The organism is Salibaculum halophilum (assembly GCF_002094885.1).
Classification (GTDB): Bacteria; Pseudomonadota; Alphaproteobacteria; order Rhodobacterales; family Rhodobacteraceae; genus Salibaculum; species Salibaculum halophilum.
This window is the reverse complement of the sequence record NZ_MSIT01000016.1, coordinates 35,085-56,267: the sequence shown is the minus strand read 5'-3', so window position 1 is coordinate 56,267 and position 21,183 is coordinate 35,085. Positions and strand designations below refer to the sequence as shown.

Annotated in this window: 32 protein-coding genes; 25 read left to right on the top strand and 7 right to left on the bottom strand. The window is 64.5% G+C overall.

Annotated elements, in window-relative coordinates; all coding sequences use genetic code 11:
• Positions 1 to 122 precede the first annotated feature (122 nt).
• The 12 genes from rpsJ to BU124_RS15160 all read left to right on the top strand — a co-directional run bounded on the left by rpsJ (position 123) and on the right by BU124_RS15160 (position 7,192).
• Positions 123 to 437, top strand: coding sequence for a 30S ribosomal protein S10 (gene rpsJ / locus BU124_RS11170; protein WP_084863663.1), 315 nt, complete (start codon positions 123 to 125; stop codon positions 435 to 437).
• A gap of 15 nt (positions 438 to 452) precedes the next feature.
• Entirely contained in the window at positions 453 to 1,289 is an 837-nt protein-coding gene (gene rplC, locus BU124_RS11165) for a 50S ribosomal protein L3 (protein ID WP_084863662.1), read from the top strand.
• Entirely contained in the window at positions 1,279 to 1,896 is a 618-nt protein-coding gene (gene rplD / locus BU124_RS11160) for a 50S ribosomal protein L4 (RefSeq protein ID WP_084863661.1), read from the top strand. The genes rplC and rplD overlap by 11 nt, the downstream gene beginning before the upstream one ends.
• The gene (locus BU124_RS11155) at positions 1,893 to 2,189 is read left to right on the top strand and encodes a 50S ribosomal protein L23 (protein WP_084863660.1); all 297 of its coding nucleotides are present in this window, start codon (positions 1,893 to 1,895) and stop codon (positions 2,187 to 2,189) included. Before rplD ends, BU124_RS11155 begins: the two co-directional genes overlap by 4 nt.
• 152 nt (positions 2,190 to 2,341) lie before the next feature.
• Positions 2,342 to 3,184, top strand: coding sequence for a 50S ribosomal protein L2 (gene rplB, locus BU124_RS11150; protein ID WP_084863659.1), 843 nt, complete (start codon positions 2,342 to 2,344; stop codon positions 3,182 to 3,184).
• A 3-nt stretch (positions 3,185 to 3,187) separates the two neighbouring features.
• A complete protein-coding gene (gene rpsS, locus BU124_RS11145; protein ID WP_084863658.1) occupies positions 3,188 to 3,466 on the top strand; it encodes a 30S ribosomal protein S19 in 279 nt (92 codons plus the stop codon).
• A 2-nt stretch (positions 3,467 to 3,468) separates the two neighbouring features.
• Positions 3,469 to 3,849: a 50S ribosomal protein L22 gene (gene rplV, locus BU124_RS11140; protein WP_084863657.1), complete on the top strand. Its 381-nt coding sequence runs from the start codon at positions 3,469 to 3,471 to the stop codon at positions 3,847 to 3,849.
• Complete coding sequence (rpsC, locus tag BU124_RS11135) at positions 3,849 to 4,556, top strand: 30S ribosomal protein S3 (protein ID WP_084863656.1); 708 nt, start codon at positions 3,849 to 3,851, stop codon at positions 4,554 to 4,556. Before rplV ends, rpsC begins: the two co-directional genes overlap by 1 nt.
• Positions 4,557 to 4,569: 13 nt before the next feature.
• Positions 4,570 to 4,983, top strand: a complete 414-nt coding sequence (gene rplP, locus BU124_RS11130) for a 50S ribosomal protein L16 (RefSeq protein ID WP_084863655.1) — start codon at positions 4,570 to 4,572, stop codon at positions 4,981 to 4,983.
• A gap of 264 nt (positions 4,984 to 5,247) precedes the next feature.
• Positions 5,248 to 5,892, top strand: coding sequence for an SGNH/GDSL hydrolase family protein (locus BU124_RS11125; RefSeq protein WP_084863654.1), 645 nt, complete (start codon positions 5,248 to 5,250; stop codon positions 5,890 to 5,892).
• A 178-nt stretch (positions 5,893 to 6,070) separates the two neighbouring features.
• On the top strand, positions 6,071 to 6,685 hold the full coding sequence (locus tag BU124_RS15165) for a hypothetical protein (RefSeq protein ID WP_342743740.1): 615 nt from the start codon (positions 6,071 to 6,073) through the stop codon (positions 6,683 to 6,685).
• Positions 6,686 to 6,718: 33 nt separating this feature from the next.
• Complete coding sequence (locus BU124_RS15160) at positions 6,719 to 7,192, top strand: SAM-dependent methyltransferase (RefSeq protein ID WP_342743741.1); 474 nt, start codon at positions 6,719 to 6,721, stop codon at positions 7,190 to 7,192.
• Here the strand turns inward: BU124_RS15160 and BU124_RS11115 are convergent.
• Positions 7,105 to 7,782, bottom strand: coding sequence for a lysozyme family protein (locus BU124_RS11115; protein ID WP_084863653.1), 678 nt, complete (start codon positions 7,780 to 7,782; stop codon positions 7,105 to 7,107). The genes BU124_RS15160 and BU124_RS11115 overlap by 88 nt on opposite strands.
• Before the next feature lie 80 nt (positions 7,783 to 7,862).
• The gene (locus tag BU124_RS11110) at positions 7,863 to 8,483 is read right to left on the bottom strand and encodes a TIGR02466 family protein (protein ID WP_084863667.1); all 621 of its coding nucleotides are present in this window, start codon (positions 8,481 to 8,483) and stop codon (positions 7,863 to 7,865) included.
• A gap of 174 nt (positions 8,484 to 8,657) precedes the next feature.
• Here BU124_RS11110 and rpmC point away from each other — a divergent pair, with 174 nt between their 5' ends.
• From rpmC to rpmD, 11 genes are all read left to right on the top strand, one after another.
• Complete coding sequence (rpmC, locus tag BU124_RS11105; protein WP_084863652.1) at positions 8,658 to 8,864, top strand: 50S ribosomal protein L29; 207 nt, start codon at positions 8,658 to 8,660, stop codon at positions 8,862 to 8,864.
• A 3-nt stretch (positions 8,865 to 8,867) separates the two neighbouring features.
• A complete protein-coding gene (gene rpsQ, locus BU124_RS11100) occupies positions 8,868 to 9,098 on the top strand; it encodes a 30S ribosomal protein S17 (protein ID WP_084863651.1) in 231 nt (76 codons plus the stop codon).
• Positions 9,099 to 9,172: 74 nt separating this feature from the next.
• Positions 9,173 to 9,541, top strand: coding sequence for a 50S ribosomal protein L14 (rplN, locus tag BU124_RS11095; RefSeq protein WP_084863650.1), 369 nt, complete (start codon positions 9,173 to 9,175; stop codon positions 9,539 to 9,541).
• Entirely contained in the window at positions 9,541 to 9,846 is a 306-nt protein-coding gene (gene rplX, locus BU124_RS11090; RefSeq protein WP_084863649.1) for a 50S ribosomal protein L24, read from the top strand. Before rplN ends, rplX begins: the two co-directional genes overlap by 1 nt.
• On the top strand, positions 9,846 to 10,409 hold the full coding sequence (rplE, locus tag BU124_RS11085) for a 50S ribosomal protein L5 (RefSeq protein ID WP_084863648.1): 564 nt from the start codon (positions 9,846 to 9,848) through the stop codon (positions 10,407 to 10,409). Before rplX ends, rplE begins: the two co-directional genes overlap by 1 nt.
• A gap of 12 nt (positions 10,410 to 10,421) precedes the next feature.
• A complete protein-coding gene (gene rpsN / locus BU124_RS11080) occupies positions 10,422 to 10,727 on the top strand; it encodes a 30S ribosomal protein S14 (protein ID WP_084863647.1) in 306 nt (101 codons plus the stop codon).
• 12 nt (positions 10,728 to 10,739) lie between these two features.
• On the top strand, positions 10,740 to 11,129 hold the full coding sequence (gene rpsH, locus BU124_RS11075) for a 30S ribosomal protein S8 (protein WP_084863646.1): 390 nt from the start codon (positions 10,740 to 10,742) through the stop codon (positions 11,127 to 11,129).
• Positions 11,130 to 11,141: 12 nt separating this feature from the next.
• Complete coding sequence (gene rplF / locus BU124_RS11070; protein WP_084863645.1) at positions 11,142 to 11,675, top strand: 50S ribosomal protein L6; 534 nt, start codon at positions 11,142 to 11,144, stop codon at positions 11,673 to 11,675.
• 11 nt (positions 11,676 to 11,686) lie between these two features.
• Positions 11,687 to 12,046, top strand: coding sequence for a 50S ribosomal protein L18 (rplR, locus tag BU124_RS11065; protein WP_084863644.1), 360 nt, complete (start codon positions 11,687 to 11,689; stop codon positions 12,044 to 12,046).
• A 126-nt stretch (positions 12,047 to 12,172) separates the two neighbouring features.
• Positions 12,173 to 12,760 carry a 30S ribosomal protein S5 gene (gene rpsE / locus BU124_RS11060; RefSeq protein ID WP_084863643.1) on the top strand — a complete coding sequence of 196 codons (588 nt, stop codon included), beginning with the start codon at positions 12,173 to 12,175 and terminating at the stop codon, positions 12,758 to 12,760.
• A 3-nt stretch (positions 12,761 to 12,763) separates the two neighbouring features.
• On the top strand, positions 12,764 to 12,955 hold the full coding sequence (gene rpmD / locus BU124_RS11055) for a 50S ribosomal protein L30 (protein WP_084863642.1): 192 nt from the start codon (positions 12,764 to 12,766) through the stop codon (positions 12,953 to 12,955).
• 335 nt (positions 12,956 to 13,290) lie between these two features.
• Here rpmD and BU124_RS11050 read toward each other — a convergent pair whose 3' ends face one another.
• The gene (locus tag BU124_RS11050) at positions 13,291 to 13,662 is read right to left on the bottom strand and encodes a transposase (protein WP_245831676.1); all 372 of its coding nucleotides are present in this window, start codon (positions 13,660 to 13,662) and stop codon (positions 13,291 to 13,293) included.
• 13 nt (positions 13,663 to 13,675) lie between these two features.
• Here BU124_RS11050 and BU124_RS14790 point away from each other — a divergent pair, with 13 nt between their 5' ends.
• A complete protein-coding gene (locus BU124_RS14790) occupies positions 13,676 to 13,837 on the top strand; it encodes a hypothetical protein (protein ID WP_179141904.1) in 162 nt (53 codons plus the stop codon).
• Between the two features lie 607 nt (positions 13,838 to 14,444).
• Here BU124_RS14790 and BU124_RS11045 read toward each other — a convergent pair.
• The 4 genes from BU124_RS11045 to BU124_RS11030 form a co-directional block, all read right to left on the bottom strand.
• The gene (locus BU124_RS11045) at positions 14,445 to 17,579 is read right to left on the bottom strand and encodes an efflux RND transporter permease subunit (protein ID WP_084863640.1); all 3,135 of its coding nucleotides are present in this window, start codon (positions 17,577 to 17,579) and stop codon (positions 14,445 to 14,447) included.
• A 3-nt stretch (positions 17,580 to 17,582) separates the two neighbouring features.
• Positions 17,583 to 18,716, bottom strand: a complete 1,134-nt coding sequence (locus tag BU124_RS11040) for an efflux RND transporter periplasmic adaptor subunit (protein WP_342743739.1) — start codon at positions 18,714 to 18,716, stop codon at positions 17,583 to 17,585.
• 71 nt (positions 18,717 to 18,787) lie between these two features.
• Positions 18,788 to 19,543: a SpoIIAA family protein gene (locus BU124_RS11035; RefSeq protein WP_084863638.1), complete on the bottom strand. Its 756-nt coding sequence runs from the start codon at positions 19,541 to 19,543 to the stop codon at positions 18,788 to 18,790.
• A gap of 1 nt (position 19,544) precedes the next feature.
• Positions 19,545 to 20,327, bottom strand: coding sequence for a TetR/AcrR family transcriptional regulator (locus BU124_RS11030; protein WP_245831675.1), 783 nt, complete (start codon positions 20,325 to 20,327; stop codon positions 19,545 to 19,547).
• A 350-nt stretch (positions 20,328 to 20,677) separates the two neighbouring features.
• Here BU124_RS11030 and rplO point away from each other — a divergent pair, with 350 nt between their 5' ends.
• Positions 20,678 to 21,151, top strand: coding sequence for a 50S ribosomal protein L15 (gene rplO, locus BU124_RS11025; RefSeq protein ID WP_084863636.1), 474 nt, complete (start codon positions 20,678 to 20,680; stop codon positions 21,149 to 21,151).
• Positions 21,152 to 21,183 lie beyond the last annotated feature (32 nt).

Here is a 21,183-nt window from a genome sequence, read left to right as displayed (position 1 = left end):
GTCGCGGACGCGGAAAGACCGGGGTGGGCCGACGCGCCCGCCCCCCTGAAATTCAGGGTTCGATGTGGGGGCGCAATCCCGTGGGCTCCACCTCTCAATCCTCAGCCTAAGAGGGCGCGAAAATGGCAGTTCAAAGCCAAAATATCCGCATCCGGCTCAAGGCCTTCGATTACCGCGTGCTGGACTCAAGCACCCAGGAAATCGTCAGCACGGCCAAGCGCACCGGTGCGTCGGTCCGGGGGCCGATCCCGCTTCCGAACAAAAGCGAGAAGTTCACCGTTCTGCGGGGACCTCACGTTGACAAGAAATCCCGCGACCAGTTCGAGATCCGCACGCACAAGCGCCTGCTCGATATCGTGGACCCGACCCCGCAGACCGTGGACGCGCTGATGAAGCTCGACCTCGCGGCCGGCGTGGATGTCGAGATCAAGGTTTAAGGGGGGCGATCAGACATGTTGCGCTCTGGTGTTATCGCAAAGAAGGTCGGGATGACCCGCATCTTCCAGGAGGACGGGCGGCAGGTTCCGGTGACCGTCCTTCGGCTCGACAATCTGCAGGTTGTGGCCCAGCGCACGGCCGACAAGGACGGCTACAGCGCCGTTCAGCTCGGCGCCGGTGCCGCCAAGGCCAAGCGGACAACCGCGCCGATGCGCGGTCATTTCGCGAAGGCCAAGGTCGAGCCCAAGCGGAAGGTCGCCGAATTCCGCGTCGATCCCGACAACCTGATCAGCGTGGGCGAGGAGATCATCGCCAGCCACTACTTCGAGGGGCAGTTTGTCGACGTGTCCGGCACCTCGATCGGCAAGGGGTTCGCCGGCGGCATGAAGCGGCACAATTTCCGCGGCCTCGAGGCGACGCACGGCGTGTCCATCGCTCACCGCGCCCACGGGTCGACCGGCCAGTGTCAGGACCCCGGCAAGGTGTTCAAGGGCAAGAAGATGGCCGGCCACATGGGGGCGGCCAAGGTCACCACGCAGAACCTGCAGGTGGTCAAGACCGACACTGACCGGGGCCTGATCATGGTCAAGGGCGCGGTGCCTGGCTCCAAGGGCAGCTGGGTCACGATCAAGGACGCGGTCAAGAAGCCGATGCCCGAGAACGTGATATTCCCCGCCGCGCTCAAGTCTGCCGCGCGCGAGGCCGAACGACTGGCCGAGGAAGCCGCCGCACAGGCCGCGGCCGAGGAAGAAGCCGCCGCGCAGGCCGCCGCCGAGGCCGAACAGGCCGCCATGGAGGCTGCCGAAGCCGAAGACTCCGCGCCGGAAGGAGGCGAATCCGATGAAAGCTGACGCGATCAAACTGGACGGCGACAAGGCCGGCTCCGTGGAACTGTCCGACGAGGTTTTCGGTCTCGAACCGCGCGCCGACATCCTGCACCGCGTTGTGCGCTGGCAGCGCAACAACGCGCAGGCCGGCACGCACAAGGTCAAGACCCGCTCGGAAACCAGCTATTCCAGCAAGAAAATCTATCGCCAGAAGGGCACCGGTGGCGCCCGCCACGGCGATCGCAACGCGCCGATCTTCCGCAAGGGCGGTATCTACAAGGGGCCGACACCGCGCAGCCACGGCCACGAGCTGACGAAGAAGTTCCGCAAGCTGGGCCTCAAGCACGCCCTGTCGGCCAAGGTGAAGGCCGGCGAACTGGTCGTGCTGGACGCAGCCGAGGCCGACGGCAAGACCGCCGCGCTGGCCAAACAGGTCAATGCCCTGGGCTGGAAGCGGGCGCTGGTCATCGACGGGACGCAGGTGAACGACGGGTTCGCCCGCGCCGCGCGCAACCTCACCAACCTGGACGTGCTGCCCTCGGTGGGCGCCAACGTCTACGACATCCTCAAGTCGGACACGCTGGTGCTGACCAAGGCGGGTGTCGAAGCTCTGGAGGCTCGCCTGAAATGAGTGCCAAGGCAGAACATTACGACGTGATCCGCAAGCCGGTGATCACCGAGAAGTCCACCATGGCCTCGGAAGCCGGGGCGGTGGTCTTCGAGGTGGCGATCGGTGCCAACAAGCCGCAGATCAAGGAGGCGGTCGAAAGCCTCTTCGGTGTGAAGGTCAAGGCGGTGAACACCACCATCACCAAGGGCAAGGCCAAGCGGTTCCGCGGCCAGCCCGGCCGCCGCAATGACGTCAAGAAGGCCTATGTGACCCTCGAAGAGGGCAACACCATTGACGTGACCACGGGCCTCTAATACGCGGCACCATCCGTCAGGCCCCGGTCACGTCCGGGGCCTGGCATCTTCGCAAGAGGGCGCAGCGCCGCCGCCATCGAACCGGGGACCTTCGGGGCCCTTTAGACCATAGGCCCCTGAACGGGCCGCAAAGCAACGGAAAGTCAGTAAACATGGCACTCAAGTCGTACAATCCGACTTCGCCGGGCCAGCGTGGGCTGGTTCTGATCGACCGTTCGGAGCTTTGGAAAGGCCGCCCGGCCAAGGCCCTCACCGAGGGTTTGGCCAAGAAGGGCGGACGGAACAACACCGGACGGATTACCGCGCGTCGGCGCGGCGGCGGGGCCAAGCGCCTCTACCGGATCGTGGATTTCAAGCGCAACAAGTTCGACGTCGACGCCGTCGTCGTGCGCATCGAATACGACCCCAACCGCACTGCCTTCATCGCCCTGATTCAGTACACCGACGGCGAACAGGCCTATATCCTCGCGCCGCAGCGCATGGCCGTCGGCGACAAGGTGATCGCCAGCGCCAAGGCCGACATCAAGCCGGGCAACGCCATGCCCTTCAGCGGCATGCCGATTGGCACGATCGTCCACAACATCGAGCTCAAGCCCGGCAAGGGCGGCCAGATCGCGCGGGCGGCGGGTACCTATGCGCAGTTCGTCGGCCGTGATGGTGGTTACGCCCAGATCCGGCTGTCCTCGGGCGAGCTTCGGATGGTCCGGCAGGAATGCAAGGCCACCGTCGGGGCCGTCTCGAACCCCGACAAGACCAACCAGAACATCGGCAAGGCCGGGCGCAACCGCCACCTGGGCAAGCGGCCCTCGGTGCGTGGTGTCGTGATGAACCCCATCGACCACCCCCACGGCGGTGGCGAGGGGCGGACATCAGGCGGTCGCCACCCCGTCACGCCCTGGGGCCAGCCCACCAAGGGCAAGCGCACCCGCAACACCAACAAGGCGTCGCAGCGCATGATCCTGCGCTCGCGTCACGCCAAGAAGAAAGGGCGCTAGGACATGGCTCGCTCTGTATGGAAAGGCCCGTTCGTCGACAGCTTCGTGCTCAAGAAGGCTGAAGCTGCCCGCGAATCCGGCCGCAACGACGTTATCAAGATCTGGTCGCGCCGCTCGACGATCCTGCCCCAGTTCGTGGGCCTGACGTTCGGCGTCTACAACGGCCGCAAGCACGTTCCCGTGAACGTAACCGAAGACATGATCGGTCAGAAGTTCGGTGAATATTCGCCGACCCGTACCTACTACGGGCACATGGCCGACAAGAAATCGAAGCGGAAATAGTCATGGGCCAGGACAAGAACCCCCGCCGCGTGGCCGAGAACGAAGCGATGGCGAAAACGCGCATGCTTCGCACCAGCCCGCAGAAACTCAACCTCGTCGCCGGCATGATCCGCGGCAAGAAGGTCGAGACGGCCCTCAACGACCTGACCTTCTCAAGGAAGCGGGTCGCCGAGGACGTCAAGAAATGCCTTCAGTCCGCCATCGCCAACGCCGAGAACAATCACAATCTCGACGTGGACGAACTGGTGGTCGCCGAGGCCTTCGTCGGCAAGAACCTGACCATGAAGCGCGGTCGCCCGCGCGCGCGTGGCCGGTTCGGCCGTATCCTGAAGCCGTTCGCGGAAATCACCATCAAGGTGCGTCAAGTTGAGGAGCAAGCCTAATGGGTAACAAGGTCAATCCCGTCGGAATGCGCCTCCAGGTCAACCGCACCTGGGACAGCCGCTGGTATGCCGACACCAAGGACTATGGCAACCTGCTGCTCGAGGACATCAAAATCCGCGAGTTCATCAAGGCCGAGTGCAAGCAGGCCGGTGTCGCCCGCGTCATCATCGAGCGGCCGCACAAGAAGTGCCGCGTGACGATCCACACCGCGCGCCCCGGCGTCATCATCGGCAAGAAGGGCGCGGACATCGAGACGCTGCGCAAGAAGCTCGCCACGATGACGGCCAGCGAACTGCACCTCAACATCGTCGAGGTGCGCAAGCCCGAGCTTGACGCGCAACTCGTGGGCGAGAACATCGCCCAGCAACTCGAGCGTCGTGTCTCGTTCCGCCGTGCGCTCAAGCGCGCCGTTCAGAACGCTATGCGCATGGGCGCCCTCGGCATCCGCGTGAACATGGCCGGGCGCCTCGGCGGGGCCGAGATCGCGCGGACGGAATACTACCACGAGGGCAGCGTGCCGCTTCACACCCTGCGGGCCGACATCGACTATGCCGGCAGCGAAGCCGCGACGCCCTACGGCATCATCGGGATCAAGGTCTGGATCTTCAAGGGCGAGATCATGGAGCACGACCCCTCCGCGCGCGATCGCAAGCAACAAGAGCTGCAAGACGGCCCCGCCCCGCGCGGCGCCGGCGGCCGTCGTTAGGGAGATCTGAGACATGCTTCAGCCAAAGCGCACGAAATTCCGCAAGATGCACAAGGGCCGCATTCGCGGCGAGGCCAAGGGCGGCTCCGACCTGAACTTCGGCACCTTCGGGCTCAAGGCGGTGGAACCCCAGCGCGTCAGCGCCCGCCAGATCGAGGCCGCCCGCCGTGCCATGACGCGCCACATGAAGCGTCAGGGTCGCGTCTGGATCCGCATCTTTCCCGACACGCCGGTCTCGGCCAAGCCGATCGAGGTCCGCATGGGCAAGGGCAAGGGCTCGGTCGATCGCTGGGTCTGCAAGGTCAAGCCTGGCCGCGTGATGTTCGAGATCGACGGCGTCAGCGACTCCATCGCGCGCGAGGCCCTGCGCCTGGCCGCGATGAAACTGCCGGTCAAGACGCGCACCGTCGCCCGCGAGGACTGGTAACCCGCGAAACCCGTTTCGCGGCGTGCAGCCGTACTCGGTAAAAAATTTCCGCCCCCGCCGGGACACCGGCGGGGGTTTTTCTTGGCCCGTCCTCCGGCCGTGGTCGCGCCGTGACATCGAAATCCGCAAACGTCAGGGTGTCTCGTTGGCGCCAGCCGCCGCCCGATAATGGCGCGCGTCGGGCCGTGTTGATGCGTGACTGTCACATTGTCCGGTCAGATTGTGCGATACTGACCCGAGGGTGTTTGCCGACCGGAGTCTCACATGATCCTGCGCTTTGCCGCACTGGCTCTATCCGTCCTGCTCACAGCGCCGGTGCAGGCGCAGGACATCATCGCCATTGGCGACAGTATCATGGACTGGAACGGCGCGCAGTCCGTCCCGGCCCAGCTGTCGCGGGAATTGGGACTTCCGGTCGATGACCGGTCCCTCGCCGGGGCGCGGATCAGCACCGGATTCTGGGACCGCATGGCAGGGCTCGACATCCGGGCGCAACTGGGTGGTGACCGCCCCGATATCCTTGTCATGACGGGTGGCGGCAATGATATCGGCACGGGGTGCGGGTGCCGCGCGGGCTGCGCCGAGGCGGCCGAGGCGTTGGTGACCGAGGACGGGCAGGGCACGCTCGGCGACTTTCTCGGGGACGTCGTGGCCGACGGCACGCAGGTCTTTGTGCTGGGCTATGCCGACCCGCCCGTCGGTGGCAACGCGTTTTCCGGCTGTATCCCGCATCTTCGGGCGTTAGCCGAGCGGCTGGACGGGCTATCCGGCGTGACCCTGGTGCCGGTGCGTCGGGCGATCGATCCGGCCGACCTGTCCCTTTACGACGCCGACCGGGTGCATCCGTCGGTCAAGGGTTCTGCGGTTATGGCCAGGGTGCTGGCGGACGCCATCGCGGCGGCGCCCTGAACCGTTATCCGGGCGGCACCGGGACAGCATCGCCCGAAGCGGCGCCCGGATCGTGTTTCGTTCAAAACTGACCGCGTAATGGGCAGCCTGCTTCAAAGACCGGCCGGGGCGCGAGGGACCATGTGCAATTTGCCCAGACAGGCTTGCCCTGGCGCGGTTGCGGTTTCACTCAAAAGACATGCCCACCAGGCTCTCCGTCGTCATCGTTGAGGAAGATCGTGCGCGGGCCATCGCGATCGTCGATGCGCTGAAGGACGCGCATGTCTGCGACGCGATCGCGATCGACAATTCCAGCGGGCTGGCGCGCCGTATCGCGGCGCATGCGCCGGACATCGTGCTGATCGACATCGATAATCGCACGCGCGGCATGATGGAGGAACTGACCCTGGCGTCGGGTCCTCTGGAACGCCCAGTGGCCATGTTCGTCTCGGGCGACGCGGGCGGACTGGCGCAAATGGCGATCGAGGCGGGCGTGTCGGCCTACGTTGTGGACGGGCTGACCCGGGCCGCGTGCTGCCCTGTCAACGTGGTGGATCAACCCGACTTGTGCGACGTGACCACGCCCGCGCTGGTCGACCGCGACCCCGTCGTCGTCGTCATCGGTAGCGAAGGCACGGCCCCGGTTCTGACCCGTAAGATCAAGACGCGGCTGGAGCGCATGTTGCCGGGCAACCTCGGCGGCCTGGCGGCACTGGCCCGACGCCTTCGCGCTGACGTCAGCGCCCGCGTGCCACGGCAGAGGCGCCGCGCCTTCTGGGGCTGGGTGTTCAAGCGCGCCCCGCGCGCCGCCTGAGCCCGCGGCAAGGAACGCGCCGTCGCGCGCGATATCAAGGCCGCGATCGCCCGCGGTGGCCCACCGCGAGATGTACAGGGCGGCCATGTCTCGCTGGTCGGGGCCGAGCCGGGCGCGCGCGATCTGTTGACACTGCGCGCCGTCGAACACCTGCAGGAAGCTGACGTGACCTTCCATGATCGGCTGGTCGATCCGGATGTTTTGGAACTGGCCCGCCGCGATGCCAAGCGGGTCTATGTGGGCAAGACGGTCGGGGCGCACCGTCGTGCCTGTCTCGCTTGGCACGACGTCTGGCGGCGGGGGCGCCCTGCCTTGGCAGTTGCCCTAAGGGCTAGCAGACGGCCTGCGCCTTGGCCGACCCGGGCATGTCCCCGTCATGACCCACGAACCGAGGGGTCGCCTCGCCCGCGTGTCCTCCGTCAACCCGCCTCCGGCCAGATCTCTCGCATCGTGCCCTCGAAATCGGCCCAGGTCATGGTGGCGCTATTGCCCGCATGGCCCTCGTAGTAGGAGCGCCCGTCGGGCAGGGGCAGTCCGGCCCAGATGCGGGCGAGGTTGTGCATGAAATCTGCGCGGGGCAGGGTGCCGTCGCGGAAATCCGCCAGCCCCGCCTCTTGCAGCAGAATCATGGCGAGGCGGTCCTGCACGCCGGGGGCGAAAACGGTCTGTCGCGGCAAACCCTCGGCCCGGACCAGTCTGCGTAGCGTGTCAGGGATGAACTGGTAGCGCCCGATGGCATGGGGCTGGCCGGGTGTGGCCGCGATCCAGGCGTCGATCTGGCCGAGGGTCAGGTCGGTGGGTGGCCGGGGCGGTGGCACGCGGGCCCCGTGCTGAACGGCATCGTAGTCGGCGGGGCCGGCCTCGGCCCGGGCGATCAGGGCCAGCAGGCGGTCGATCCGCGTATGCTCCCGGCCCGGCGGGGCGGGGGCCGGTTGGCGCACCACGGCGCGGAACAATCCGGCCTCGGCCCCGGGGAACGGGCTGGCTGGCGCGGCGGGCGCCGCCGCCCCGTCCTGTCGAGGAAAGAGCGACTGCAACTCCGCCACTGCCGGCGTGGCCAGACAGGCCAGACACAGCCCCAATACGCGCCAAGCCATTCTGGCCGCCTCCGATCACTGGACATAGGTCCGATCTACGGCGGCAAGGGTTTCGAAGGCCTTTCGGCCAGGGGCGGAAATTACGCCCATTTGTAATTGAAACTGACGGAAATCCGCTCGTCCTCGGCCATGGTCATGGGCACCTCGTGGCGCAGCCAGCTTTCCCACATCAGGACGTCGCCGACCTGCGGCGCGACGTAGACGAAGGTGCGCAACGCCTCGCGCGCGTCCTTGCGGCGCGGGGGCGCGGCCATCAGTCGGGCCGACCGCGGGTCTTCCAGCTTGAGCGCCGAGGCCCCGTCGGGCATGGCCACGTAGGTCGTGCCCGAGATCACCGAATGCGGGTGGATGTGGCTGGCATGGGTGCCGCCCTCGGGCAGGATGTTGATCCAGATATCCTCGAGCACCAGACCGCGCCCGTCCAGGTCGAACTCCAGATCCTCGGCAAAGGCCATGACGTGCCGGTCAAGGCTGTCGACGACCTGCTGAAAGATCGGGAAGCGCCAGGGCAGGTCGCCCAGCGAGGCGTAGGAGGTATAGCCGGGATAGCCTTCGCGTTCGCACCAGGCCTGGCCGGCGGCGTCATCCTCGGCGATCGAATAGCACGACGCCTCCAGTTCCTGCGCATCGACGGGGGCGCCATACTCGGACAGGCGGGCGTGATAGAGGCGGGTCACGAAGAGGGATCTTATATCGGCCATGCCGCCCTGATAGCCCAGCCGCGATCGGCCCGCGAGGGGCATTTTCGCCGTGCACGACAAAGGGGTTGCCAGAGCCGGAAATCGCCCCTATACGGCGCACTTCTACACGAGCTCCACCGAATCTGTGGGTGACCCGCAAGGGGCCCCTCGGTGATGTTGGAAAGGACAAGGGCGATGGACGCCAAGGAACTTCGTGACAAGACCCCCGATCAGCTTCGGGATCAACTTGCCAACCTGAAAAAGGAGGCCTTCAACCTCCGCTTCCAGCAGGCCACCGGCCAACTGGAGAACACCGCCCGCATGCGCGCCGTCAAGCGCGACGCCGCCCGGGTCAAGACAATTCTGAACGAGAAAGCGGCGGCTGCCGCGCAGGAGGCGTAAGACATGCCCAAGCGTATCCTTCAAGGCACCGTCACCAGCGACCAGAACGCCCAGACCGTCACCGTTTCGGTCGAGCGTCGCTTCAAGCACCCGCTGCTGCAGAAAACCGTCCGCAAGTCCAAGAAATACCGGGCCCACGACGAGGCCGACCAGTTCAAGGTCGGCGACAAGGTTCGCATCCAGGAATGCGCGCCCAAATCCAAGACGAAACGCTGGGAGGTGATCGCCACCTAGGGCGGTCACATCCCGGTTTGAGCGAAACCCTGGGGAACAGGCAATGACGCCCCCCAAAGGTCGGGAGAAACCACATGATCCAGATGCAGACCAATCTGGATGTCGCTGACAACTCCGGCGCGCGCCGGGTGCAGTGCATCAAGGTCCTCGGTGGCTCGCACCGCCGTTACGCATCAGTCGGCGACATCATCGTCGTCTCCGTCAAAGAGGCCATTCCGCGCGGCCGCGTGAAAAAGGGCGACGTCCGCAAGGCCGTCGTCGTGCGCACCGCCAAGGAAGTCCGCCGCGAGGACGGGACCGCGATCCGCTTCGACCGCAATGCCGCCGTCATCCTCAACAACAACGAAGAACCTGTCGGCACCCGTATTTTCGGGCCGGTGGTTCGCGAACTGCGCGGCAAGAGCTTCATGAAGATCATCTCGCTCGCCCCGGAGGTGCTGTGATGGCTGCGAAACTCAAGACCGGCGACAAGGTCATGGTCCTGGCCGGCAAGGACAAGGGCAAGACCGGCGAGATCACATCGGTTGATCCCAAGGCCGGCAAGGCCGTGGTCGACGGCGTGAACATCGCCATCCGCCACGAGAAGCAGAGCCAGGCCAGCCAGGGCGGCCGGACGCCCAAGCCGGCGCCGATCCAGCTAAGCAACCTGGCCATCGTCGACAAGAACGGCAAGCCGACCCGCGTCGGGTTCAAGATGGACGGCGACAAGAAGGTCCGCTTTGCCAAGACCACGGGGGATGTCATCTGATGCTGGACACCACGACCTATACCCCGCGCCTGCGCGCCCAGTTCAATGACAGCATCCGTGCTGCCATGAAGGAAGAATTCGGCTACGGCAACGACATGGAAATCCCGCGCCTGGACAAGATCGTCCTCAACATCGGCTGCGGGGCCGAAGCGGTGAAGGACTCGAAAAAGGCCAAGGCGGCGCAGGACGACCTTACCGCGATCGCCGGCCAGCAGGCCGTCATCACCAAGGCCAAGAAATCCATCGCCGGCTTTCGTGTCCGCGAAGGCATGCCGTTGGGTGCCAAGGTGACCCTGCGCGGCGACCGCATGTATGATTTCCTCGACCGTCTGATCACCGTGGCGATGCCGCGCATCCGCGACTTCCGCGGGGTCTCGGGCACGTCGTTCGACGGCAGTGGCAACTACGCCACCGGCCTGAAGGAACACATCGTGTTCCCGGAAATCAACTTCGACAAGGTCGACGAGGTCTGGGGGCTTGATATCGTCATCGCCACCACCGCCAAGACCGATGCAGAAGCCAAAGCGCTGTTGAAGCATTTCAACATGCCTTTCAACAGCTGAGGGACGTATACGATGGCCAAGAAATCCATGATCGCCCGCGAGACCAAGCGCCAGAAGATGGTCGAGAAATTCGCCGCCAAGCGCGCCGCTCTCAAGGAAACCGCCAACGATGAATCCAAGCCCATGGAAGAGCGTTTCAAGGCGCGGCTCGCGCTTGCCAAGCTGCCGCGCAACAGTTCGCCCACCCGGCTTCACAACCGCTGCCAGCTGACCGGGCGTCCGCACGCCTATCATCGCAAGCTGAAGATCAGCCGGATCGCGCTTCGGGACCTCGGGTCCGACGGGCAGATCCCGGGCCTGGTCAAGTCGAGCTGGTAAGGAGGGACAGTCATGAACGATCCTATCGGTGATATGCTGACCCGTATCCGCAACGGCCAGCTGCGCGGAAAGTCGACGGTGTCCACCCCGGCCTCCAAGCTGCGCGCCTGGGTGCTGGATGTGCTGGCCGACGAAGGCTACATCCGCGGCTATGAAAAGACCGAAGCCAAGGGCCACCCCGCCTTCGAGATCAGCCTCAAGTACTACGAGGGCACCCCTGTCATTCGCGAGCTTGCCCGTGTGTCCACACCCGGCCGCCGTGTCTACATGGGTGCCAAGGACATTCCCCAGGTCCGTCAGGGCCTTGGCGTGTCGATTGTCAGCACGTCCAAGGGCGTGATGTCGGATGCAAACGCCCGCGCTGCCAAGGTCGGCGGCGAGGTGCTTTGCCAGGTCTTTTAAGGAGATCAGATCATGTCTCGTATTGGTAAAAGACCGGTCGAGCTGCCCGGCGGCGTGAGCGCCACTGTCTCCGGCCAGACCATAGAAGTGACCGGCCCCAAGGGCACCCGCAGCTTCACGGCAACCGACGACGTCACCCTGACGGTGGACGATAACGCCGTGTCGGTCGAGCCGCGCGGCCCCTCCAAGCGCGCCCGCCAGCAGTGGGGCATGTCGCGGACCATGGTGCAGAACTGCGTGACCGGCGTGACCGACGGCTTCAAGAAGGAGCTCGAGGTCAGCGGCGTCGGCTACCGGGCGCAGATGCAGGGCGACGTGCTCAAGCTGAATCTCGGCTACAGCCACGACGTGAACTTCGAGGTGCCCGAGGGCGTCACCGTCACCGCACCCAAGCCGACCGTCGTGGTCGTCGAGGGCGCCGACCAGCAGCAGGTCGGCCAGGTGGCCGCGAACATCCGCGAATGGCGCATCCCCGAACCCTACAAGGGCAAGGGCATCAAGTACGCCGACGAGTATATCTTCCGCAAGGAAGGCAAGAAGAAGTAAGGACGCGACAGATGGCAAACAGCAAGAGACAACTGTTCCAGAAGCGCCGCCTGCGCGTCCGGAACAAGCTTCGCAAGATGAACTCGGGCCGTCCGCGGCTGAGCATTCACCGCTCTAACAAGAACATCAGCGCCCAGCTGATCGACGACGTGAACGGCGTTACCCTCGCTTCGGCCTCCTCGATGGAGAAGGAAATGGGCGGAGCCGGCAAGAACAACGTTGAGGTGGCCACGAAAGTGGGCTCGGTGATCGCCGAGCGCGCGAAAAAGGTCGGCGTGAGCGAGGCCTACTTCGACCGTGGCGGGTTTCTGTTCCACGGCAAGGTCAAGGCAGTGGCCGATGCCGCCCGCGAGGGTGGCCTGAAGATCTGACAGTTGCGGGGGGCGGGGCACGCCCCCCCGATGATCCGGGCCTGCATCGTCCCTGGCGGGACGCACCGGCACCAGGATTGAGCGAAATGCAAGGCGCGCCGTCGCGCCAGACCGAGAGGAAGCCAGATGGCTCGAGACCAGCAGAACCGCGGAAAAGGTCGCGACCGCGACGAGACCCCGGAATTCGCCGATCGCCTTGTTGCGATCAACCGTGTGTCCAAGACTGTGAAGGGGGGCAAGCGATTCGGCTTTGCCGCGCTCGTCGTCGTGGGCGACCAGAAGGGCCGCGTCGGCTTCGGCAAGGGAAAGGCCAAGGAGGTCCCCGAGGCCATCCGCAAGGCCACTGAAGCCGCCAAGCGCAAGATGATCCGCGTGCCGCTGCGCGAGGGTCGCACCCTGCACCACGACGGCTTCGGCCACCACGGGGCCGGCAAGGTCGTGCTGCGCACCGCGCCGCAGGGGACCGGGATCATTGCCGGTGGCCCGATGCGCGCCGTCTTCGAGATGCTGGGCGTTCAGGACGTCGTCGCCAAGTCGGTCGGCACCCAGAACCCCTACAACATGATCCACGCCACGCTGAACGCGCTGCAGTTCCAGCAGAGCCCGCGCAACGTGGCGCAGCGGCGTGGCAAGAAGGTCACCCAGATCCTGCCCAGCCGGGACGAGGCGCCCGACTACGGCGATCCGCAGACCCAGATTGCCGAGGAGGCCTGATCCATGGCGCAGAAAACCATTGTCATCAAGCAGATCGGCTCGCCCATCCGCCGTCCGCGCGACCAGCGCGCGACCCTCGTCGGGCTGGGCCTGAACAAGATGCACAAGACCCGCGAGCTGGAGGACACCCCCGCCGTCCGCGGCATGATCGCCAAGATCCCGCACATGGTCGAGATTGTCGAAGAGCGCGGCTGAGGCCGCGCTCGGAGACAGAAGACGGCGCCCCGTTCACGAATAGCCCGGCCGTTCACTTTAGAGTGGCTCCAGTGAGAACGATACTGGAACACGCCCCATAAATATGGTTCTGGGCAATGCGTTAGCACATTGCCCGGAGCTTGTCCCCGCGCGAAGATATTATCGTGAGCGCGGAGTGGGTCGAAAATCGGGGAACACAAGATATTGAGATGCCGGCGGAGACTATCGTATTCCGCCGCCGCATGGCGACCTTCAGGTGAATGCGTGCAGGACGCCCGGATATCCGAACTTCGGGGTCGAGGCGCTCTCACGGGTGGACTACGGCCTGTTGACGTTCATTTAAGGTGAACAAGTGTTACGGCGAGTGAGATGAAGGCTTGGAAGCTTTGGTCCGTCTTGCACGAGCACACGGAGATGCCTCTGTTTTCATTGATTTTTCCGAAGTAATTCTCGATCAAGTGCCGCCATTTGCAGGTGTCCGTATCGAAATCGGCAGGAAAGCGGCGGTTGGATTTCGGTGGGATGACAGGGGTGATGTTCCGTTCGTCGAGGTTGGCGCGCAGCCAGTCGGCTTCGAAGGCACGGTCGGCAAGCAGGTGATCGGCGGCAAGTTCCTCGATCAGTTCCGGCACCGCGCGGAGGTCGTGCGCCTGCCCCGGCAGCAGGCGGAAATCGGCAAGGTTTCCAAGCACGTCGGTGAGGGCCAACATCTTGGTCGTGATGCCGCCGCGCGAGCGGTCTAGGGCCTGGCTCTGGGTCGCCCGGTATCTGGAGATTTTCAGGGTCTACACGACCTACATCGAGACGGACGCCAAGTGGGTCACGCCGGCGTTGCGGTTTGGCTTGGCGCGCGGGCCGATCAAGGTTGAGGACATCCGCTAATTCTGGCTGTGGAAGTGACTTCATCGCCGGTACGGGGCGCAGCCACTTCTCATCGGTGACGTCTCGGATCAGGTCGATTTCGCCGGAAGAATCTGGAAATTGCAACGGGATCAAGGTTGGAGGTTCGCCCATCAACCCGATGAAGCAAACGCCTTGCGTTCGAGCTTGATATCGGGACACCTGAAATCTGCCCAGCCTTTCCCGCAGCACACTGCAAGGGCTCGGCCGCTCCGGCATCGGCAGCGCATGCTTGGGTCGATACTGTCATTGTTGGCATATCGACGAAGGAGGGTTCGGACGGTGAGTTTGTTGATCTACCGCCAGGGGCGCGGCGCTCGCGCGCGCGGATGACGCTGGCCATGCGCCACGGCATGGATGTCTTCACGAGGCGCAAGGACGGCAAGCAAGACCCACCCGACATCTATCGGATTCTATATCACCCCTGGATCTATATGGGCACCAAGCACGGAGCGCGATTTGAGCGGTCGAGCGGTATCAAGAGAAAAACGCGTACGCCCGGTCATAGGGTCGATCCGCCTTGTGGATAACCAGCCGCAAACGAAGCGAGTAAGCCGGGCGCGGCGACGCGGACGTTATAATTGCCCCGTTATTCTGCAGGTTCCGCCGCGACGAGTGCCGCCCCTCGAGACCGCGCCGTCCGCTTCTCTCCGAGCATGAGCATGGCGGGCGTCAAAACCAGCGTCAGCAGCGTCGCGACCGTTAGGCCGCCCACAATGGCGCTGGAAAGCTCGGTCCAGTATTGCGTAGACGGCGCACCGAAGACGATCTCGCGGGTGAAGAAGTTGAGGTTCATACCAAGGACCATCGGCATCAGGCCGAGCGCCGTGGTGACCGAGGTCAACATGACCGGCCGCAGGCGCTGCGCCCCGGTCCTTAACGCTGCCTCGCGCGGGGACATGCCCACGCGTTTCAGATCGTTGTAGGTGTCGATCAGGACGATGTTGTTGTTCACCACGATCCCGGCCAAGGCGATAATCCCGATGCCCCCCATCACAACGCCGAAGGGGCGCCCGGTGATGATCAGACCGAAAAGAACGCCAGCGACCGAAAAGACGATGGCGCTCATGACCACGAAGGCCTGGTAGAAGCTGTTGAACTGAAGAACGAGAATGACGAGCATGAGGATAATCGCGGTGATAAAGGCGGTGACGAGGAAGGTGATCGCCTCGGTCTGGTCCTCGGCCTCGCCTGCGAAGCTATAGCTCACGCCCTCGGGAAGCTCGGCATTATCCAGGGCCGTTTGAAGCTCCGTAACCTGATCGTTGACCAGCAGCCCCGGCGCGACATTCGCCTCGATGGTCACGACGCGTTGCTCGTCGATGCGGGTGATCGTGCCGGTGCGCTCGACCGGCTCGAAGGTGACGAAGTTGGAGATGGGCACCAGGCCGGCCGAGGTCGGCACACGCAGGTTGCCGAGTTCGGACAGGGATCGTTCCTCGGCCGGGAAGCGGACGCGGATATCCATCTCGCCGTCGGCGTCGCTCGGGCGGTAATCGGCCACAGCGATGCCTTGGGTCAGCAGCTGCACTGCCTGCCCAAGCAAGCTGACGTCCGCTCCGTAGCGCGCCGCTTCGGCCCGATTGACGCGTATGGACACCTCGACGCCGGGCAGTGGACGCGTATCTGTCACGTCGGTGAAACCGCCGATCCGATCCATGATCGCCCGCACCTGTTCGACCCCCTCGGCCTGCACGGCCGGATTCCGTGCGGCAATCTTGAGATTGACCGGCTTGCCGCTGGTCGGGCCACCGCTTTCGGTCTGCACCTGCACGTCGATGCCGGCGATGTCCGAGACGTCCTGCCGGATTTCGGCACCGATCTCTTCGGCCGGCCGCCGGATGTCCCAATCGATGAGTTCCAGTTGAAGCGTGCCGATCGTCTCCTCGTCGCCCTGGCCCGCGCTCATGGTCGAGCGGGCATAGACGGTTGCGATCTCGTCATAGTCGAGCAGGCGCTGCTCGACTTGGCGCACGAGGGAGTCCCGCTCGTAGATCGACAGGTTGTCGCGGGCGCGAACCTGCACCTGCATGAACTCCGGCTCGACCGAGGGGAAGAATGACAATCCCTTGCCGAACTGGCCATAGAGCCCGAAGGCGCCGAGCAACAGAGCGAGCGCGAGAAGCGCGGTGGCGCCCGGCCGCAGGATCGCCCATTCGAGCAGGCGGACATACATGCCGGTAAGACCGCCTATACGTCGCGGATCGCCCTTTTCCGCTTCGGCCAGGGACTTCTTGGCTGCAGCCTTCTGGGGCTGACGTTTACCGATCAGACCGCCGAGGACGGGAATAAAGATCAGCGCCATGAAGAGTGAGGCGAAAAGCGTCAGGATCACCGTGATTGGTAGGAATTTCATGAACTCGCCGACCATCCCCGTCCAGAACAGCAGCGGAAAGAAGACGCTGAGCGTCGTCGCGGTCGCGGCGATGATCGGCCAGGCCATGCGCTTGGCGGCATGCGCATAGGCGGTCTTTGGGTCGTCGCCTTCCTGCAGGCGCCTGTCGGCAAGCTCCACCGTGACGATGGCACCGTCGACCAGCATGCCGACAACCAGGATCAGCGAAAAGAGCACGACGATGTTCATCGTGAAGCCCATCGCCCAGAGGGCGGTCACACCCGCAAGGAAGGCCCCCGGGATAGCCAATCCCACCAGGATCGCCGACCGGAACCCGAGGGCGGCCACAATCACGATCATCACCAGAAGCACCGCGGCGATGACATTCGCCTCGAGGTCGGAAAGCAGCGTCTTGACCTGCTCGGACTGGTCCTGAAGGTACGTCACTTGGACACTTTGGGGCCAGTCTGCGCGCAAGCTGTCGATGGCCTCCCTCGACGCCGCGACCGTGTCGATGACGTTCGCGCCGGAGCGCTTCTTTATCTCCAACGCCAGTGCAGGCTGTCCATCGATCCGGGCATAGCCGCTCGGGTCCTCGAAGGAGCGCCGGACGGTCGCCACATCCTCGAAGGTCACGACCGTGTCACCGCGGACCTTCACCGGGATCTCCATGACGTCCTTAAGGTCCTCGATCAGCCCGGGCACCTTGAGGACAATCCGGCCGCCGCCTGTCTCGATGGCGCCGGCTGCGATCAGACGGTTGTTGCGTTGAAGCTGGCCGATCAATTCGTCGAAGCTGAGATTGTAGGTCTGAAAGACGGTGGGATCGATCAGGACTTCCAGGAACTCATCGCGCGCGCCGCCAATGTCGACTTCGAGCACGCCGGGCAGGCCCTCGACGGTTTCCTGTGCCTCGTCGGCCAGATCATTCAGGGTCCGCTCGGGAACGGGACCGGAGATGACGGCGGTGATGATCGGGAAGAGGGCCGTATTGATCTCTGTAATCGTCAGATCGTAGGCGTCTTCGGGAAGATCGCTTTCGACGCTGTCGGCGGCTTCTCGGACTTTGCGAAGCGCTTCGTCGATATCACCGCCCGGCGTGAACTCGAGTTGCACGCTTGCCACGCCCTCGGCGGAATGGCTCTCAATTTTCTCGAGCCCCTCGATGGCGGCGAACTCCGCCTCCATGGGTTCGATCAGAAGACGCTCGGCGTCGGCAGGGCTGATGCCCTCAAGGCCTGTCGAAACATAGACCAGCGGCAGTGGCACCTCGGGGTTGGCCTCTTTCGGGATCGTGACGTAGGCGATGGCGCCGACCGCGAGGACCGACAGAAGCGCCATCAGCACGACCCGGCCGCGCGAGAAGGCGGCGTCGATGATGGTGTTCATGGCTCAGTCCTCCCGTGCGAGCGTGCGAGGCCCGTCCGACGCCGGCGATGGCGCAACCACCTCGCCCTCGCTCACGAAGCCCTGACCGACCGTAATGATCCGGGACGTTTCGGGCATGCCGGTGACCCAGAGGCCATCGATTTCCGCACGCACGATCTCGACCGGGTGGAACACGACCCTGTCGTCCTTTCCCACCGTCTTGACGCCCAGGCGGCCCTCGGGACTCAAGGAGATTGTCGAGGGCTGCACGAAATGCGCCTCGACCTGTCCTGTCGGAATACGGATCTCGGCGGAGATACCCGCAGGAATGAAGCCATCCGCGTTCGGTACGGTGATTTTGGTCAGGAATGTTCGCGTTTCGGAATTGGCGGCGGTGCTGACGAAGCTCACCCTGCCTTCGCGCTCCTCGCCCGTGATGAAGGTGACGGTCGCGGTCTGGCCGCTCTCGATCCGACCAAGCGCCTGCTGCGGCACCTGGATCGCAACCGTCAAGGGGCGGTTGTCCACGATGCGACCCACCTCGGCACCGGCTTGAACGAACTCGCCCGCATCAAGTGTCAGCGACTCGATCCGTCCCGCAAAGGGGGCCGTGATTTCGAGGGACTCGATCGCCTCTTCCGCGGTCGTAACCGCGGCTTCCGCTGCGGCGAGCGTTGCGCGTGCCTGACTGACCCTGTCGGCTGTGGCGACACCGCGCTCCAGAAGCTCCGACGCGTTGTCGAACTCGCGCTGTGCGCGGTCAAGCTCCTCTCGAGCCCTATTCAGGTCCGCCTCTGCCCGCTTTGCGGAAAGACGTGCGATGACATCGCCATCGTCAACATCGTCGCCTTCGTCGAGACGGACTTCGGCCACGTCGCCTGATGCCTCGGCCCGAAGCGACGTGTCGCGATCCGGCTGCGCCTGGCCCTCAGCCCGGAAAAAGAGCGTCACCGGCTCGGTAGAGGATTGCTTGATCGCGACAGCGACGGGCTCGACAGGTGCGTCGTCGGATTGCGGGGCGCTCTGATCGCCGGATGGCAATAGATAACCGCTGCCCATCCATCCGATAATCGCGACCACCAGGATCGTGGCAATCCATGTCGAGCGCGAGGCGCCCTTGTCGTCCCGAAAGGACAGCTCTTCTTTTTCTTCTGACATGCTCATCCTTGCCGCTCGAGGTTTCTGGGGTGTGTGGTGTCGCCACATCTCTTGCGGCGGCACCCATCTCTTTATCCGGCCGACGCCCATTCGAGTGCGGCGGCGTCGTCGGATGCATCGAAGGCACGCATGCCGAACTGCAAGAGCGGGCCCATGCTTTGCACCATCGTGCGCATCCAGCCGGGCGCGCCGACGACGGCATAGCGACCGATATTGCCGATGGCACCGAATTTCGATGTCAGGAAATCGCCGCCGCCGAGCAGGCCGAGGTCGAAGCCCTCGTAATCCTTCACCCGAACCATGAGGTTGATCTTGCCCTGTTTCTCGACGGCGCAGTCGAACGCGTCGAAGACTTGGTCGGCATCTTCTTCGGTCAGCTTGCCGTCGATCTCGAAGACCAGCAGGCCGTCCGAGCCGTCCTCGAGGATGCGCAGGCCGGGGCCTGTCGCGTCGGATTTGGGCAGATCGGCCGCCCAGATTTCGGCGGCGGAGGCGTCTGACGGCGCGAAGGTTCGGAACTCGATCATCGGCAGGATCGGATCGAACCAGTTCAGCAGCGCCTCGAAGGCCTGCTTCTCGGTCACAACGGCAACACGGCCGACCTTCGACCACTGCGGCAGCATCGACATCTCGAACCGGGTATCGGCGATCAGCGCGTCGCCGGTCACATCGTCCAGGTTCTCCATCCGCAGCACGAGGCCCATCTTGCCCCCGGCCTCCAGCGCCGGCGTCAGGTCGCGCTTCATGGTCTCGATATCCGACGCCTCCACGAAACCCGAAAGCTTGATCTCGAAAATACGCGGCTTCAATTCCTTCACGGACAGCATGTCAATTTTTCTTTCTTGCTTGGTTTCGTTCCGTCGAAGCACTCGCTCCGGCGCGTCTTCCGTCGGAACCGGCCAGTCCGGCCAGCATCCGGCGGTAATCCTCGGGGCTCGACAGCGCGACACTGCCCGGTGGCAGGCCGAGCAGCCGGTCGCAGGTCAGGCCCTCGGCCTGCATCCTTGCATCCAGGCGGTCGGTGCCCGCGTCGATATCGCCCGCTGCGGCAAAGGCTATCGCGTCGCTCAGGACGGCCTGTCGCCCCTGCGACAGCCCGATGACGATCTCGGCGACGAGCCCCGGGTCGGCCACGTCGAAGACGCCTTCCTCCACGCCTTCGGAAATCATCTCCTCAAGTACTGGCACGACGACCTTGGCCGTGGCGCCGAACACGCGCTGGGCGAGAAGGTCGTTGCCCGGCCGCAAGAGAACTTCGGCAAAAGCCCGCATCTCGGCGGCGTGCTCGGCCTTCCAGCGCAGCCAGTTTGCCAGAAAGGCGTTCAGCCGCGCGAGCGCGTTACCGGAGCTACGCTCAGGCAACGCTTCGATTGCGGCGACGGCCTGTTCGGTCATGCGCGCAACGATGCCGGTCAGGAGATCCTCCTTGGCGGCGAAGTGGTGATAGAACCCGCCTTTGGAAATGTTGGCTGCCCCCAGGACATCCGCGATGGTCACGGCCTCCCACCCGAGCTCCATGAATAGGGCATGGGCAGCATCAAGGATCGCCTCCCGGCGTTCGTCCGGCGCCATTCTCTGACGCACCGCTTTGGAAGCGTTATGCTTGGCCATGATGCAGAGCCTTTTAAAAACCGACCGTCGGTACGTGTGGTGATTTCACGCGCATGACAAGGACAGATCGCGATGACGCTGCGTTAGATGTCGTAGTGTCCTGTCCGGGACGGTTACATAGACCGTCGCCGCTCTGCGCTTTTCATGGCAAGATTGATCCCGCGCGAGGTTCGGGACGGGTGGCAGGAATGGCCGGGGCGTTTTCTTCTGTCAGCCACCCCGGCCCCTTGATCGCCCACCGCTCAGGCCCTATACGCCCCCGGTGGCCCTCTGGGTCCGACTCACATGACCGCAACGCCGTGTCCCCTGCGTATCGCTTCGGCAGGGTCGTCCGGCAAAGGAGAAGCGATATGAAACTGCACGAACTGCGCGACAATGACGGCGCGTCCACGAAACGCCTGCGCGTCGGCCGTGGCCCCGGCTCCGGCAAGGGCAAGACCGGCGGGCGCGGCCTCAAGGGCCAGAAATCCCGCTCGGGTGTGGCCGTCAAGGGCTACGAGGGCGGCCAGATGCCGCTTTATCAGCGGCTGCCCAAGCGCGGCTTCAACAAGCCCAACCGCAAGAGCTTCGCGGTGGTCAACCTGGGCACGGTCCAGAAATTCATCGACGCGGGCAAGCTCGACGCCAGCGCCGAGGTGACCGAGGACACCCTGCTGCAGGCCGGTGTCATCCGCCGCAAGCGCGACGGCGTCCGCCTGCTGGGCAAGGGCGAGATCACCGCCAAGGTCACGCTGCACGTCACCGGTGCCTCGAAGGGCGCGGTCGAGGCCGTCGAGAAGGCTGGCGGCAAAGTGAGCCTGACAGCCGCGGCGGCGGCAGAGTAAAGGGTTGTGGGGGTGCGCCGCGCCCCTTACAT

Coding starts and splice junctions, on each gene's coding strand:
- rplV (WP_084863657.1), top strand. CDS start 3,469: ATGGGCCAGGACAAGAACCCCCGCCGCGTGGCCGAGAACGAAGCGATG.
- rpsN (WP_084863647.1), top strand. CDS start 10,422: ATGGCCAAGAAATCCATGATCGCCCGCGAGACCAAGCGCCAGAAGATG.
- rplN (WP_084863650.1), top strand. CDS start 9,173: ATGATCCAGATGCAGACCAATCTGGATGTCGCTGACAACTCCGGCGCG.
- rpsE (WP_084863643.1), top strand. CDS start 12,173: ATGGCTCGAGACCAGCAGAACCGCGGAAAAGGTCGCGACCGCGACGAG.
- rplE (WP_084863648.1), top strand. CDS start 9,846: ATGCTGGACACCACGACCTATACCCCGCGCCTGCGCGCCCAGTTCAAT.
- rpsC (WP_084863656.1), top strand. CDS start 3,849: ATGGGTAACAAGGTCAATCCCGTCGGAATGCGCCTCCAGGTCAACCGC.
- rpsS (WP_084863658.1), top strand. CDS start 3,188: ATGGCTCGCTCTGTATGGAAAGGCCCGTTCGTCGACAGCTTCGTGCTC.
- BU124_RS11110 (WP_084863667.1), bottom strand. CDS start 8,483: ATGGCCGATATAAGATCCCTCTTCGTGACCCGCCTCTATCACGCCCGC.
- BU124_RS11125 (WP_084863654.1), top strand. CDS start 5,248: ATGATCCTGCGCTTTGCCGCACTGGCTCTATCCGTCCTGCTCACAGCG.
- BU124_RS11115 (WP_084863653.1), bottom strand. CDS start 7,782: ATGGCTTGGCGCGTATTGGGGCTGTGTCTGGCCTGTCTGGCCACGCCG.
- rplD (WP_084863661.1), top strand. CDS start 1,279: ATGAAAGCTGACGCGATCAAACTGGACGGCGACAAGGCCGGCTCCGTG.
- BU124_RS11035 (WP_084863638.1), bottom strand. CDS start 19,543: ATGCTGTCCGTGAAGGAATTGAAGCCGCGTATTTTCGAGATCAAGCTT.
- rplO (WP_084863636.1), top strand. CDS start 20,678: ATGAAACTGCACGAACTGCGCGACAATGACGGCGCGTCCACGAAACGC.
- rpsH (WP_084863646.1), top strand. CDS start 10,740: ATGAACGATCCTATCGGTGATATGCTGACCCGTATCCGCAACGGCCAG.
- rpmD (WP_084863642.1), top strand. CDS start 12,764: ATGGCGCAGAAAACCATTGTCATCAAGCAGATCGGCTCGCCCATCCGC.
- BU124_RS11155 (WP_084863660.1), top strand. CDS start 1,893: ATGAGTGCCAAGGCAGAACATTACGACGTGATCCGCAAGCCGGTGATC.
- BU124_RS15165 (WP_342743740.1), top strand. CDS start 6,071: ATGCCCACCAGGCTCTCCGTCGTCATCGTTGAGGAAGATCGTGCGCGG.
- rpsQ (WP_084863651.1), top strand. CDS start 8,868: ATGCCCAAGCGTATCCTTCAAGGCACCGTCACCAGCGACCAGAACGCC.
- rplR (WP_084863644.1), top strand. CDS start 11,687: ATGGCAAACAGCAAGAGACAACTGTTCCAGAAGCGCCGCCTGCGCGTC.
- BU124_RS11045 (WP_084863640.1), bottom strand. CDS start 17,579: ATGAACACCATCATCGACGCCGCCTTCTCGCGCGGCCGGGTCGTGCTG.
- rplX (WP_084863649.1), top strand. CDS start 9,541: ATGGCTGCGAAACTCAAGACCGGCGACAAGGTCATGGTCCTGGCCGGC.
- rplC (WP_084863662.1), top strand. CDS start 453: ATGTTGCGCTCTGGTGTTATCGCAAAGAAGGTCGGGATGACCCGCATC.
- rplP (WP_084863655.1), top strand. CDS start 4,570: ATGCTTCAGCCAAAGCGCACGAAATTCCGCAAGATGCACAAGGGCCGC.
- rpmC (WP_084863652.1), top strand. CDS start 8,658: ATGGACGCCAAGGAACTTCGTGACAAGACCCCCGATCAGCTTCGGGAT.
- rpsJ (WP_084863663.1), top strand. CDS start 123: ATGGCAGTTCAAAGCCAAAATATCCGCATCCGGCTCAAGGCCTTCGAT.
- rplB (WP_084863659.1), top strand. CDS start 2,342: ATGGCACTCAAGTCGTACAATCCGACTTCGCCGGGCCAGCGTGGGCTG.
- BU124_RS11030 (WP_245831675.1), bottom strand. CDS start 20,327: ATGGCCAAGCATAACGCTTCCAAAGCGGTGCGTCAGAGAATGGCGCCG.
- BU124_RS14790 (WP_179141904.1), top strand. CDS start 13,676: ATGCCGCCGCGCGAGCGGTCTAGGGCCTGGCTCTGGGTCGCCCGGTAT.
- BU124_RS11040 (WP_342743739.1), bottom strand. CDS start 18,716: ATGTCAGAAGAAAAAGAAGAGCTGTCCTTTCGGGACGACAAGGGCGCC.
- rplF (WP_084863645.1), top strand. CDS start 11,142: ATGTCTCGTATTGGTAAAAGACCGGTCGAGCTGCCCGGCGGCGTGAGC.